The following is a 13,557-nucleotide window of genomic DNA, read 5'->3' on the forward strand; positions in this document are numbered from 1 at the left end:
GCACACTAATGGAGCAAAAAATGAGAATATGTGCCCCTAAGGATTTGTTCAGCTAGCTGGCCGGCGGGTTGCGGCCATTTTGTGGGGGCACCTGTGAGACGAAAATATGTACAGCAGCAAACGGCGCTGGCCTTGCTGGCCGCAGCAGCGCTGAGCGGATGCGCATTAGGTCCGGATTTCAAACGGCCGGAAGTGCCGGCAGCAGCAGGCAACAGTTATACCGCGACGGCTTTACCGGCCCAGACGGCTAGCGCAGCGGGCGTCACGGGCGGTGCCGCCCAGCAGTTCGTCGCCGGCCAGGAATTGCCGGCCCTGTGGTGGCAGCTGTTCGGTTCGCCGGCACTGGATGAGCTGGTGCGTGCCGCGCTGGCCGGCAACCCCAGCATGGCCGCAGCGGAAGCCAGTTTGCGTCAGGCACAGGAATCCTACAAGGCACAGGCGGGCAGCCTCAACTATCCCTCGGTGAATGGCCAGCTCGGGGTGGCGCGGGAAAAGCAGCCCGCCAGTTCCGGCAATGGGGCCGGCGTGTTCACGCTGTATAACGCTTCCGTGGCCGTGGCCTACACGCCCGACGTGTTCGGCGCCAGCCGGCGCACGCTGGAAGGCGCGCAGGCCCAGATCGATTACCAGCGCTTCCAGGTGGAAGCCACTTATCTGGCACTGAGCGCGAACGTGGTGACGACGGCCATCCGTAGCGCTTCGCTGCAGGCCCAGCTCAAGGCCACGCAGGAAGTACAGGATGCGCTGGCCAGGCAGCTGGCCGTGATCGAGAAACAGTTCGAGCTGGGCGCCATTCCCCGTACCACCTTGCTCAGTCAGCGCAACCAGCTGGCCCAGGTGCGCGCCAGCGTGCCGCCACTGGAAAAAGCCCTGGCCCAGAGCCGCCACCAGCTATCTGTGCTGGCCGGCCGTCTGCCAGGCGAGGGCGGGCTGCCCGAGTTCACGCTGGAATCGCTGACTTTGCCGCAGCAACTGCCCGTGTCGCTGCCGTCGGCACTGGTGCGCCAGCGGCCTGATATCCGCGCCAGCGAAGAATTGCTGCATGCAGCCAGCGCTGCCATCGGCGTGGCCACGGCAGCGCAATATCCGCAGCTGACGCTGAGCGGCAGCTATGGATCGTCGGCGCAGAGCTTCGGCAAGCTGTTCGATGCGCAAACCACGGCCTGGAGTCTGGCCAGCAATCTGACGGCGCCCATCTTTAATGGCGGCGCGCTGAGTGCGAAAAAACGTGCGGCCGAAGCGGCTTACGACGGTGCGGCAGCGCAGTACCGCGCTACCGTGCTGGCTGCGTTCCAGGATGTGGCCGATAGCCTGCGGGCGCTCGATAGCGATGCCGCGGCGCTGAAGGCGCAGGCGGAAGCCGATGCGCTGGCGGCCGAAGCGTTGGCACTGGCCACCCAGCAGTACAAGCTGGGCGGCATCAGCTATCTGGCGCTGCTGGATGCCCAGCGCAGCTACCAGCAAGCCCACGTGGCGCTGGTGCAGGCGCAGTCGGCCCGCTATGCCGATACGGCTGCGCTGTTCCAGGCACTCGGAGGCGGCTGGTGGAACCGCAATGACGGGGCCGCTGCAGCCAGCACCGTGTCGGCCGCGCCCGTGTACGGCAGCAGTGGCCGTTAATCCGTATTCCCATCAGGCCGGGGGCGCATACGCCGCCGGACAACTATTCCTTTGATCTTCAGGCAGGAGACTGATTCATGACCAAGCGCATGTTCATCATGATAGGCGGCGTAGTCGTGCTGATCGCCGTACTGGCGTTCGGCAAATATATGCAGATCCAGAAGCTGATTGCTTCTGCACCCAAGCCCGGTGCCCAGACGGTCACGGCGATCAAGGCCGAGCTGTCCGCATGGCAGCCGCAGATCAACTCGGTGGGCACGCTGGTGCCCGTGCGCGGTGTCGATGTGAGTACCGAGCTGGCCGGCATGGTGCGGCAGGTGCATATCCGTTCGGGCGAAGAAGTACGCGCCGGCCAGGTGCTGTTCACGCTGAATGCGGAAGCCGATGTGGCCCAGCTGCAGGCCCTGCAGGCAGCGGCCGAACTGTCCGCTTCCGTGCTCAAGCGCGACAAGCTGCAGTTCGCCGCCCAGGCCATCAGCCAGGCCCAGCTCGATGCCGACGAGGCCGACCTGAAGAGCCGCAAGGCACAGGCGGCGCAGGCGCAGGCGCTGGTGGAGAAGAAAACCATACGCGCGCCGTTTGCCGGCAAGCTGGGCATCACGTCCGTCAATCCGGGCCAGTTCCTCAACGCGGGCGACAAGCTGGTGACGCTGCAGACCATCGATACCGTGTATGTGGACTTCTTTGTGCCGCAACGCCAGCTGGCCGGCCTGTCGCTGGGCCAGAAGCTGAGCCTGACGGCCGATGCCTATCCCGGCGTCACCTTCGCCGGCAAGGTGACGTCGATCAGCCCGAAAGTCGATGCCGCGACGCGCAATGTGCAGGTGGAAGCGACCGTGCCGAATGGCAAACGCCAGCTGCTGCCCGGTATGTTCGCCAGTGTCAGCCTCGATCAGGGCGAGAAAAAGGAATACCTGACGCTGCCGCAGACGGCGATTACCTACAACCCGTATGGCGCCACCGTGTTCGTGCTGGCACCATCGACGGCCAAGGATGGTCCCAAGGATGACAAGGGCAATGCCCAGCTGGTGGCCCAGCAGGTATTCGTTACGACAGGCCCGACCCGGGGCGATCAGGTGGCCGTGCTGACGGGCCTGAAAGCGGGGCAGGTAGTGGTCACCAGCGGTCAGCTCAAGCTGAAGAATGGCACGCCGGCCGTAATCGACAACAAGGTGCAACCGGCCAACAATCCTAGCCCGACGCCGCAGGAACACTAAGGAAAGCCGCGCCATGAATTTTACCGACATCTTCATTAAGCGGCCCGTACTGGCCAGCGTGGTGAGCCTGCTGATCGTCGTGCTGGGCCTGCGTTCGCTGTTCAGCCTGCCGATCAACCAGTATCCGAAAACCCAGAATGCGGTGGTGACCATCTCCACCACCTACTATGGTGCCGATGCCGCCACGGTGGCCGGCTTCATCACCCAGCCGCTGGAATCGGCCATTGCGCAGGCGCAGGGTATCGATTACCTGTCCTCGTCCAGCAATAGCGGGGTGTCCATCATTACGGCCACGCTGCGGCTCAACTACGATTCCAACCGCGCGCTGACGGAAATCACCACGCAGGTGAATTCGGTACGCAACCAGCTGCCGCAGCAAGCCCAGCAGCCGGTGCTGACGGTGCAGATGGGCCAGACTACCGACGCCATGTACATGGGCTTCTACAGCGATACGCTGCCGACCAATAACGTGACGGACTTCCTGGCGCGCGTGGTCAAGCCCAAGCTCGATTCCATCCAGGGCGTGCAGACGGCCGAGCTGCTCGGTGCGCGCCAGTTCGCCCTGCGCGCCTGGCTCGATGCCGGCAAGATGGCCGCGCACGGGGTGACGGCGGCCGATGTCAGCGCGGCGCTGGCGCAGAATAACTATCTGACGGGGCTGGGCGCCAGCAAAGGCCAGATGGTGACCGTGCCGCTGACGGCCGGAACCGATCTGCATACGGTGGACGAATTCAAGGCGCTGGCCATCAAGCAATCGGGCGGCGCCATCGTCCATCTGGAGGATATCGCCAACGTCACGCTGGGTTCGGAAAACTACGATTTCAACGTGGCCTTTAGCGGCGTGCGCTCGGTGTTCATCGGTATCAAGGTGGCGCCGGAGGCCAACATTCTCGACGTGGCCAAACGTGTGCGCCAGGCTTTCCCCGCCATCAAGGAGCAGCTGCCGAATGGCCTGACGGGGGAAATCGTCTACGACTCCACCGAGTTCATCAACACCTCCATCGACGAGGTGGTGAAAACGCTGGTGGAAGCACTGCTGATCGTGACGGTGGTGATCTATCTGTTCCTGGGCAGCCTGCGCGCCGTAATCGTGCCCGTGATCGCCATGCCGCTGTCGCTGATCGGTACTTTCTTCGTGATGCTGCTGCTCGGCTATTCGATCAACCTGCTGACCCTGCTGGCCATCGTGCTGGCCATCGGGCTGGTGGTGGATGACGCCATCATCGTGGTGGAAAATGTGGACCGCCACATGAAGCAGGGTATGAAGCCGTTCGATGCGGCCATCATCGCGGCGCGCGAACTGGGCAGCCCGATTCTGGCCATGACGGTGGTGCTGGTGGCCGTGTATGTGCCGATCGGCTTCCAGGGCGGCCTGACGGGCGCGCTGTTCACCGAGTTCGCCTTCACCCTGGCCGGTGCCGTGGCCGTGTCGGGCATCGTCGCGCTGACGCTGTCGCCCATGATGTGCGGCCACTTCTTCGATCCCAAGCAGGATGAAGGCAAGTTCGTCAAAGCCATCGACCGCGTATTCGACAAGGTGCACCATGGCTATCTGCGCCTGCTGCACAACCTGCTCAATACCTGGCCCGTGCTGATCGTGATGGGCGTGATACTGAGCCTGCTGCTGGCGCTGATGTTCAAGATGTCGCAGTCGGAACTGGCACCGGAAGAAGATCAGGGCATCGTGCTGTCGCAGGTGGTGGGCGCGCCGACAGCCACTTCGGACCAGATGCAGGCCTATGCCAAGCAGATTTTCGATGTCGCCCGCGCGCTGCCGGAATACGAGCAGATGTTCCAGATTACCGGCGTGCCGACTACCAATGCCGGCTTCGGCGGGGTGCTGTTCAAATCGTGGGAAAAGCGTAGCCGCTCGGCCCATGAAATCCAGCAGGAACTGCAGCAGAAGTGGAATGGTGTGGCCGGTGGCCGCGTGGCGGCCTTCCAGTTCCCGCCGCTGCCCGGCAGCTCGGGCCTGCCCGTGCAGTTCGTGATCACCACCACCGAGCCTTTCGAGAATCTGAACACGGTGGCGCAGGCCGTGCTGGCCAAGGCGCAGAAGGACAACAAGTTCTACTTCGCCGACGTCGATCTGAAAATCGATGCACCGCAGGCGCGGGTAGAAGTCGACCGCGACAAGCTGGCCACGCTGGGCCTGACCCAGCAGGACTTCGGCAATGCCATGGGCGCCGCGCTCGGTGGCGGCTACGTTAACTACTTCTCGATCTCGGGCCGCTCCTACAAGGTGATCCCGCAAGTGCAGCAGGTAGACCGCCTGAATCCCGACGATGTGCTGAACTTCTATATCAAGGCACCGAACGGCAGCATGATTCCTGCCTCCACCGTGGCCACCATCAAGTACTCGGTGCAGCCGGAATCGGTCACGCGCTTCCAGCAGCTCAACTCGGCGACCATCTCGGGCGTGTCGGGTGCCTCGCAGGGCGAGATCCTGGAGTACCTGCGCAACGCGGTAAAAGAAGTGGCGCCATCGGGCTACACGGTGGACTACTCGGGCGCGTCGCGCCAGTACATGAGCGAATCGGGCGGCTTCATGGTGACCATGGCGTTCGCCGTGATCATCGTGTTCCTCGCGCTGGCCGCCCAGTTCGAGAGCTTCCGCGATCCGGTAGTGATCCTGTTCTCGGTGCCGATGGCGCTGTTCGGCGCCATGACCTTCATCTTCCTCGGTTTCGCTTCTGTCAACATCTACACCCAGGTGGGGCTGGTAACGCTGATGGGGCTGATATCCAAACATGGTATTCTGATCGTGGAAGTGGCTAACCACCTGCGCGCGGCCGGCAAGAGCAAGCGTGAAGCCATCGAAGAAGCGGCAGCGACGCGTCTGCGGCCGATTCTGATGACGACGGCGGCGATGGTATTCGGTGTGGTGCCACTGGTAATTGCTTCAGGTGCAGGTGCCGCAGGTCGCCATGCCATGGGGCTGGTGATCTTTACCGGTCTGTCTATCGGCACGCTGTTCACGCTGTTCGTGGTACCCGCCATGTATCTGTTCCTGTCCGGCCAGCACAAGGTTGATCCGCAGGCACAGGCAGCGGCAGCCCACGGCGGCGGACATGGTCACGCGGCGGAGCCGACGACGTAACAGAAAGTGAAGATGGTAGAACAAGTAAAAACGGTAGCCAGCTCTTTGCGCTGGCTACATGGAGACAATAAACGTAGTCTGGAAGAAGTGATACTGGTGTTGCTGTGCATGATAAGCATCGCCAGTGTGCTGCCGTTTGGGCTGTTCCGGCTGTGGGAAGGCAGCTGGCTATCGGCCACGGTGGATCTGTCGCTGGTACTGGTGTTTGCGGCCGTGATCGTGCATGTGCTACGCACCGGCCGGCATCGAGTTGCCAGTTTGCTGGTCACGCTATTCTATTCGGCCGGCATGCTGGCCACCGTGTATCTGCGCGGCGTGCCCATGGTGTACTGGATCTACCCGACCACCATTGCCGCATATTTCATCCTGCGTCCGCGTATAGCGCTGGCCATCAATACGGTGGCGCTGCTGGCGCTGGTAGTGATTTTGAGCCGCCATCTGGTCACCCTCAATCTGCTGACCATCGTGGTGACGATAGGGCTGGTGAACCTGTTTGCGTATATTTTTGCCTACCGAACGGGCTTGCAGACCCGTGCCCTGCACACGGAAGTGGAGCGCGATTTCCTCACCGGTGTGCTGAACCGGCGTGCGCTGGACCGCAAGCTGGGCGACTATGCCGACGAGCGCCGTCCGCATATGGATTCCTGCTTGCTGCTGCTCGATCTGGACCACTTCAAATCCGTCAATGACGAATACGGCCATGCCGTGGGCGATACCGTGCTGGTACGCCTGTGCACCGTGCTGCGCCAGCATACGCGCGCTTCGGATCGCATCTTCCGCTACGGCGGCGAAGAGTTTGCCATCATCGCCAGCGGTGCCGAACCGGATGCCGCATTGCGTCTGGCCGAGAATCTGCGCGTGGCCGTCTCGCTGGCCCAGCTGCTCGAGCAGCGCCCCGTGACGGTATCGATAGGCGTTGCGCTGATGGACAAGCGTACCTCGCCCAGAGAATGGCTGGTGCAGGCCGACCAGATGCTGTACCGGGCCAAGGAAGCAGGGCGCAATACCGTGCGGGTAGCGCCGTACAGGGAGGCGTGATGGGTTTAAAGGAAAGCGTGCCCGCAGGGCGCAAGCCGCTGGTGTGGCTGCTGGCGGCTGTCGTGGCGGGCAGCGGCGCGCTGCCGGGACCGGTACTGGCACAAGCTGATGCACAGCATGGCACCCCGCAGCAAGCCGCGCAGGCCGCTGTGTCCGTCCGCGCTGCTGCCGAGCGAGGGCAAGCTGCCCCGGCGGAACTGGTGGTGGCCGATGTGACGCTCGATCTGCAGGCTGCGCCTGTGCTGTCGGATGAACTGATACGCAAGGCCGTGCGCGACACGGTGGCGGAAGATCCCCACCCGCAGGCGCTGGCAGCGCGCAATATGGCAGCCTATGGTGCAGCGACGCTGACGGTACAGGACAGGATGACGACGGCCTTCAATCAGGCCAAGGTGCCGGACTGCCTGCATGGCGATGCTCTGAAACTGCAGCCCGCCTATATAGGTCCGTTTGCGGTGGTGGGGCCGTTGTCCCTGCCGTGGGTGGTGGCTGCGGCCTTGCGAGGCAAGTGCCGCTAGCGCGGGCAGGGTAGAGCGGTCAGAATGGTTTAACGCCGATCAGGGCCAGATGGATCCAGTGGGCAAAGGCCAGTGCCATGAAGCCGCCCAGCAGTACCGTGGTCACCGTGGCGCCGGTGGTGCCGGCCGGATAGCTGGTGCCGGCGGCGGCATCACGCTGGATGGCCGAACGCAGCAGCATGACCGACCACACGAGGAAGCTGCCGAACAGGATTACTTCATGCAGATGGCCATTGGTCAGCAGGTGGGCCAGCGACCAGACCATCACGCCCAGCGTCATCGGATGATGGAGTCTGGCCTTGATGCTGTTGTGGGGGATGTAGGCGGCCGTCAGCAGGATGAAGGAGACCATCATCAGCACGGCGGCCACGTGGTGCATATACGAGGGCGGCACCCACAGCACTTCGGGGTCGCGTCCTGCTTCGAAGAAGCCGCGCAGGAAGGTGGCAAAGCCGGCGATCGAGCCCAGTCCGTAGATGCACTTCCAGCGTGGCTCGCCGATATTGGCGCGCAGGGAAGAGCGCCAGCCATCGGCAAAGATGCGGGTCGAGTGGAGGCCTAGAAACATCATCAAGCCCAGAATGAGGAATTCCATGAGCGTCCCCTGTTATGCGTTAGCGTTGATAAAAGATACACCGGCTTTACCGGCGTTGCAACATTAATGCATGTCAGATTCAACTTATTCTGCAGGCCTGATTCTGTGCGGCGCAGCATGGAAAACCGTGATTTATGCCGTACCGGAATCGGACCTCAAAGCAGCCCTTAAAATGGCCCTTAAAGCTACCCTTGAAGCCGCCCCTTCAGCCCGCAAGATAGGCGGGGAAACCACCTTGTGGCGCCGCAGCAAAGCAGTGTTGCAGCGGCGCAATCTCAGCCACGGCCAGCGGCCGGATTATGGCCGGGCACGGGCTTTATCGGCCAGCGTCACCACCGGCAAAGCCTTGAGGATGGCGGCCACCAGCGCCTGCGGCTGGTAATGCAGGGACGATGGTGTCAGGCCCAGACGCACCACCACCAGCTCCTGTGACGGGATGATGGTAATGCTCTGGCCATCGTGTCCTTCCATCCAGTAGGTATCGGCCGGAAGCTGGAAGGGCGCATCGGGATTGCCGCTGCCAGAGCTGGCACCGGACGGGCCCCAGCGCCAAAGCTGGCCCTGGCCATACTGGCCGCCGGATGCAGGCGCCACCTGCTGCATCATCCGGACATAACCTTCGGGCAGCAGGCGCTGGCCCTGCCACACGCCATCCTGCAGCAGGAACTGGCCGAAGCGGGCCCAGTCCTGCGCGCTGGCGTACATATAGCTGGAACCGACCAGATTGCCGCGCGCATCGGCTTCCAGTACGGCTGTGCGCATGCCCAGCGGCGTGAACAGCCTGTCGTGGGCGAAGGACAGGACGGTCGCATCAGTGGCGCTGCCTGCTCCGGCCGCAGCGCGCTGCCAGATGCGTGACAGCACCACGGTGGTGCCGCTGGAATAGTTCCAGTGGCTGCCCGGAGCGTGCGCCAGCGGCTTGCTGGCCGTGTAGCTGGCCATGTCCGGTTCCAGATACAGCATGCGGGTGACGTCGGAAACGTCGCCATAGCCTTCGTTATATTCGAGCCCGCTGCTCATGCCCATGAGCTGGGCCAGCGTAATCGCATGGCGCGGGTCGCTCTGCCCGGGCCAGAAGCCATTCTGCGCCATCGACAGTTTGCCATCCTTGATCAGCATGCCGACCAGCGCGGCCGTGACGGTCTTGGTCATCGACCAGCCCAGCAACGGTGTACTGTGGTTGTAACCGTGGGCATAATACGAACCGACCAGCTGCCCCTTGTGGATGACCACCACCGCACGTGCGCCCGGGCCCGTCAGTTCGGGCTGTTGCAGGGCTGCCAGTGGCACCAGCGATAAATCGACTTCGTGGCCTTCCGGCCAGGGCGCATCGACGGCGCCCGGTTTGATTGGCTCCGGTGCGAACTGGTAGCGGCGCGCCTGTTCGACATCGCCATCGGGCACTGCGGCGCAGCCTGTGCCGGGGCGGTACACGGCCAGCCCGTTGCCGAACAGGCCGAGCAGCCTGGCGCTGACGGTCTGCTTTTCCTTATCGACTTTGATGCGCAGGAATTTCAGCAGCGGATGGCCCGGTGCCTGCACATCGTCGGCCAGTACGGCCTGCGCATCGCGGCCCGCGATAAAGACATTCGAGCAGACGATTTTGGCGCTGTAATTGGCGCCCACGCGCAGCAGTTCCGGTGGTTGCAACGCCAGTGCGGCACTGGCGCCGCCCACCAGCAGGAGGGCGGCAATGGCAGTACGCTGGATGATTTTTTTCGGCATGAATAAAGACTGATCAGAGGCTGGCGCGGAATTCCACGGCCACACTGCGCGGCGGTGTGATGTAGGCGTATGGTGCACCATATTGTTCGGTCTGGCCACCGAGGCTCTGGATGTAGCGCTGGTCGAACACATTGTTGACCAGTAGTGCTACGCCATAGCGCGAGCTGGGGCTATCCCAGGCCAGGCGCAGATCGAACTTGCTGGTGGCAGTGCCGGTCTTCAGTTTGGCCGTGCTCAGGCAGCTCAGTGCCGCCGTATCGCTGTTGCAGCGCAGGGCGCTGGCGTGGGTGCCCTGGAAGTTGATGCTGCTGCGGCCCTCGAAGGCTTCCCAGTTGACGTTGATGCCGCCCATGGCCGTCAGGCGCGGCGTGCCCACTGGCTGGCCGCCCAGATCGAGTGTGACCTTGCCACTGGCGTCGAGACGCTGGTAGCGGGTATAGGTCTGGTCGATGTATTCCATGCCGCCGAACAGGGTCACGCGCGGCGACAGGCGGATGCGCGCATCGAGGTCCAGTCCATGGGCTTTCTGGTCGCTGGCGACCACGTTATAGGTCGGCAGCGTGCCCACGCTATACAGCTGCACGTCCTGCAGGTTCTTGAACTTGTAGGCGAACAGCGAGGCGTTGATGGTGGCGCGGTACTGTGGCAGGCCCATTTTCACACCTGCTTCGAAGTTGGTCATTTTCTCCGGTTCGAAGCTGGGGTCTTTACCCGTGCTGGTGCTGGAAGCAGGATTGGGCGGCGTGAAGATATTGAAGCCGCCCGCCTGATAGCCGCGTGCCAGCGAAGTAAACAGCAGGGTGTCCTTGTCGAGTTTATGGTCGAGTACCAGACGGGGACTGAAGTCGGTCCAGTCCTTGCCGCGGCTGACGGGCGTAGCGGCCAGCTGGGCGGCCGTGGCGAAGATCACGTTGGACGGGAAGGCCGCAGCATTCAGGCCGGCCAGCGGACCGTAGGTATTCAGGAAGCTATCGAGCTGGGGCGAAACCCGGCCCGGCACGAACCATCGCATCTCCTTGTGGTCGCGGGTGTAGCGCAGACCGGCCGTGACATTGGTCTGCGGCGACAGATGCCAGATGGTGTCGGCATAGATCGAGGACGAGCGCGTGTGCACATCGCTGTAATGGGTTTCATCCCAGTTGAACATGGTGCTGCTGCTGATGCCGGGCAGGCCGGCTGCACCGAGGCCGCCGAACAGCATGGCAAAGTTGGGCTGGCCGCCGGCGAACTGGCTCAGGGTATCGAGGGTGCCCGTGCTGACGTAGGCGCCGGCATCCTGATGTTCGTTATTGTTGTAGAAGCTCAGACCGGCGATCCAGTCCAGCTTCTCGTTTTTACCGGACAGCTTGAACTCCTGCTGGAAGCTGCGCGCCTGCTTGGCATCCTGCGTGGTCAGGCGCAGGGTGGGGCGGGCCGAACCATCATTGTCGGTCAGGTTGTGGGTGTCGAAGCGGCGGTAGGCGCTGGTGGAGTTGAAGGTCATGCCGGCCAGCGGGGCTTCGATGCGCAGCGTCGCGCCATCGAACAGGCGGCCTTCCGAGCCGGGCTGGTCGTTCTCCAGCTTGGCCGTAAACGGATCGACGAAGTTGGCCGTGTAGCTGGCGTCATACACGCCGAGGTAACCGTTCAGTGGCAGGCGCGGATCTTTCAGTACGCCGAAGGCCGGGCGGCCGTACTGCTCCATGTTTTCATGCTCCCAGCCGAAGATCACCTTGGCGGCATCGAAATCCTTGCGCAGCGTGATGCGGGTAGCCCAGTCTTTATCGCCGCCCGATTTTTTACCTGTGGTGGTGTTCTCGACCCAGCCTTCGCTACCCGAGCGCACGGCCACCACGCGGGCGGCCAGCGTGTCGCTGATGGGCAGATTCAACATCACATCGGCATTGGCGCGGCCGAAGCGGCCCAGCTTGAGGTGGCCGGCGGCATCGAGTTCCTTGCCCGGTTCGTTGGCCGTGATGGCGATGGCACCGGCCGCGCTGTTACGGCCGAACAGCGTACCCTGCGGGCCTTTCACCACTTCGATGCGCTGCACGTCGATGAAGTTCATCAGGGCGCCGCCGGTCTTGCCCGTGTAGACGCCATCGACATAGATGCCGACCGGCGAATCGGTGGCGATGCCGAAATCGGCCGCCTGCACGCCGCGGATGCCGAACGAAGGCTGGGTCGGTTCGGTGGCATCCACCGACAGGCCTGGAATGTAGCCGTTCAGGTCGGCCAGATCCTTGGCGCCGACCGCATCGATATCCTTGTTGGTCAGCACGGCCATGGTCATGGGCACATCCTGCACCAGCTGTTTGCGCGATTGTGCCGTCACTACCACCGACTGGATTTCGTCGGCAGCCCATGCGGGCGGGACGAAAAAGGCGGCGGCCAGACTGGCGGACAGGATGGTGCGATTCGGCTTGCTCATGTGGGTCTCCATTGTGTCGTCTTTATGATTTTCTCAAGGCAGCTTACGGCAATTACCATGGCGATCAGCGTCGCCAGTTTTATTATCAGAGGGGCGGCGTAGCCGAACCAGTCGGGCAGCAGGGCAAAGGCGATGGCGGCACCGAGCGCCCGTGCCTGTTCGACCCGTTTGATCCATGGCCGGCCTTCCAGCAGCGCCGACAGCGACAGCGTGCTGCCGATGATGAAGGCGGCATAGACCAGCAGCGGCGCGGCGGCCAGCGTGGGCGCCAGCGCGAGAAAATGCGAGATGCAGGGCACCAGCAGGGCGAACTGGAACATCGCATACAGCTGGGCGCCGGGCGGCGTGGCAGGGCGGTAGTACTGGAAGCTGGCCGGCTCGAAGTGGCCCAGCGGCTGGCCCGTCCAGGCGCCCGGTGCGCCGAACCACACCTGCAGTTTTTTGCGCCAGCCCCGTACCTGTCCCGTGGCCTGCCACAGCGCCGCGTAGTAGTGCAGATTGGCCCAGGCCGGATTCAGGCTGCGCAGCGGCGTGCGTACACCGTAGGTGATACGTTCGTCGTCGCGCTCGTCGGCAAAGGTGCCGAACAGGCGGTCGAACAGGATGAAGATGCCGCCGTAGTTGCGGTCTATGCAGTAGTCATTCTGGCCGTGGTGCACGCGGTGGTTGGACGGCGTGACGAATACGCGGTCCAGCCAGCCCAGCCGGCCGACCAGCTCCGTGTGCACCCAGTACTGATACAGCAGATCGATCATGGCCACTACGGCCATGACCAGCGGCGGCACGCCGGCCAGCGCGAGCGGCAGATAGAACACCCAGCCCAGCAGCCAGCCGCTGGAAGTCTGGCGCAGGGCAGTGGCGAGGTTGTAGTACTCGGACGAGTGATGGACTTCGTGCGCGGCCCACAGCACACTGACTTCGTGGCCCATGCGGTGCGCCCAGTAGTAGCAGAAATCGTAGGCGACCAGCGCGCCCAGCCAGACCCAAAGGCTATCGGTGGGCAGGGTGGTGAGGCTCCAGTGCTGGTACACGGCCGTGTAAGTACCCAGCATGACCAGCTTGACCAGCACGCCGATGACCTGACTGACGATGCCCAGATGCAGGCTGGTCAGCGCGTCGGCAGTATCGTACACGGCCAGTCCGCGGCGATACGCTATCCATGCCTCGAGCAGGATGGTGAGCATAAAAACCGGTATGGCCAGTACGATGGGATTCATAGGCGTGACGATTGTTTAGGTCGAAACGATTATGCCTATATCCATGCAAAATGCACAAGAATTAGCAGCAATACTGACGTTTATGACACACAAATGCAGTCAGATAAAGTCAGTTTG

9 protein-coding genes are annotated in these 13,557 nt (G+C 62.9%); 5 read left to right on the top strand and 4 right to left on the bottom strand.

Features of this window, described 5'->3' with window-relative positions; genetic code table 11:
- Nucleotides 1-93: 93 nt before the first annotated feature.
- The 5 genes from GTP23_RS10140 to GTP23_RS10160 all read left to right on the top strand — a co-directional run bounded on the left by GTP23_RS10140 (nt 94) and on the right by GTP23_RS10160 (nt 7,493).
- Entirely contained in the window at nt 94-1,620 is a 1,527-nt protein-coding gene (locus GTP23_RS10140) for an efflux transporter outer membrane subunit (RefSeq protein ID WP_371866880.1), read from the top strand.
- Nucleotides 1,621-1,697: 77 nt separating this feature from the next.
- Nucleotides 1,698-2,837 (top strand): efflux RND transporter periplasmic adaptor subunit, encoded by a 1,140-nt coding sequence (locus GTP23_RS10145; protein ID WP_161035040.1) that lies wholly within the window; start codon nt 1,698-1,700, stop codon nt 2,835-2,837.
- A 13-nt stretch (nt 2,838-2,850) separates the two neighbouring features.
- Entirely contained in the window at nt 2,851-5,937 is a 3,087-nt protein-coding gene (locus tag GTP23_RS10150; protein WP_161035041.1) for an efflux RND transporter permease subunit, read from the top strand.
- Nucleotides 5,938-5,949: 12 nt separating this feature from the next.
- A complete protein-coding gene (locus GTP23_RS10155) occupies nt 5,950-6,975 on the top strand; it encodes a GGDEF domain-containing protein (RefSeq protein WP_161035042.1) in 1,026 nt (341 codons plus the stop codon).
- Nucleotides 6,975-7,493, top strand: coding sequence for a hypothetical protein (locus tag GTP23_RS10160; RefSeq protein WP_229256035.1), 519 nt, complete (start codon nt 6,975-6,977; stop codon nt 7,491-7,493). Before GTP23_RS10155 ends, GTP23_RS10160 begins: the two co-directional genes overlap by 1 nt.
- Nucleotides 7,494-7,512: 19 nt before the next feature.
- Here GTP23_RS10160 and GTP23_RS10165 read toward each other — a convergent pair whose 3' ends face one another.
- From GTP23_RS10165 to GTP23_RS10180, 4 genes are all read right to left on the bottom strand, one after another.
- A complete protein-coding gene (locus tag GTP23_RS10165) occupies nt 7,513-8,088 on the bottom strand; it encodes an NnrU family protein (RefSeq protein ID WP_161035043.1) in 576 nt (191 codons plus the stop codon).
- 297 nt (nt 8,089-8,385) lie between these two features.
- The gene (locus GTP23_RS10170; RefSeq protein WP_161035044.1) at nt 8,386-9,813 is read right to left on the bottom strand and encodes a serine hydrolase domain-containing protein; all 1,428 of its coding nucleotides are present in this window, start codon (nt 9,811-9,813) and stop codon (nt 8,386-8,388) included.
- Between the two features lie 13 nt (nt 9,814-9,826).
- Nucleotides 9,827-12,223 carry a TonB-dependent receptor gene (locus tag GTP23_RS10175; RefSeq protein WP_229256036.1) on the bottom strand — a complete coding sequence of 799 codons (2,397 nt, stop codon included), beginning with the start codon at nt 12,221-12,223 and terminating at the stop codon, nt 9,827-9,829.
- Nucleotides 12,220-13,440, bottom strand: coding sequence for a sterol desaturase family protein (locus GTP23_RS10180; protein WP_161035046.1), 1,221 nt, complete (start codon nt 13,438-13,440; stop codon nt 12,220-12,222). The genes GTP23_RS10175 and GTP23_RS10180 overlap by 4 nt, the downstream gene beginning before the upstream one ends.
- Between the last annotated feature and the right edge of the window lie 117 nt (nt 13,441-13,557).

Origin of the sequence: Duganella fentianensis (assembly GCF_009857835.1) — a bacterium.
Taxonomy (GTDB): domain Bacteria; phylum Pseudomonadota; class Gammaproteobacteria; order Burkholderiales; family Burkholderiaceae_D; genus Rugamonas; species Rugamonas fentianensis.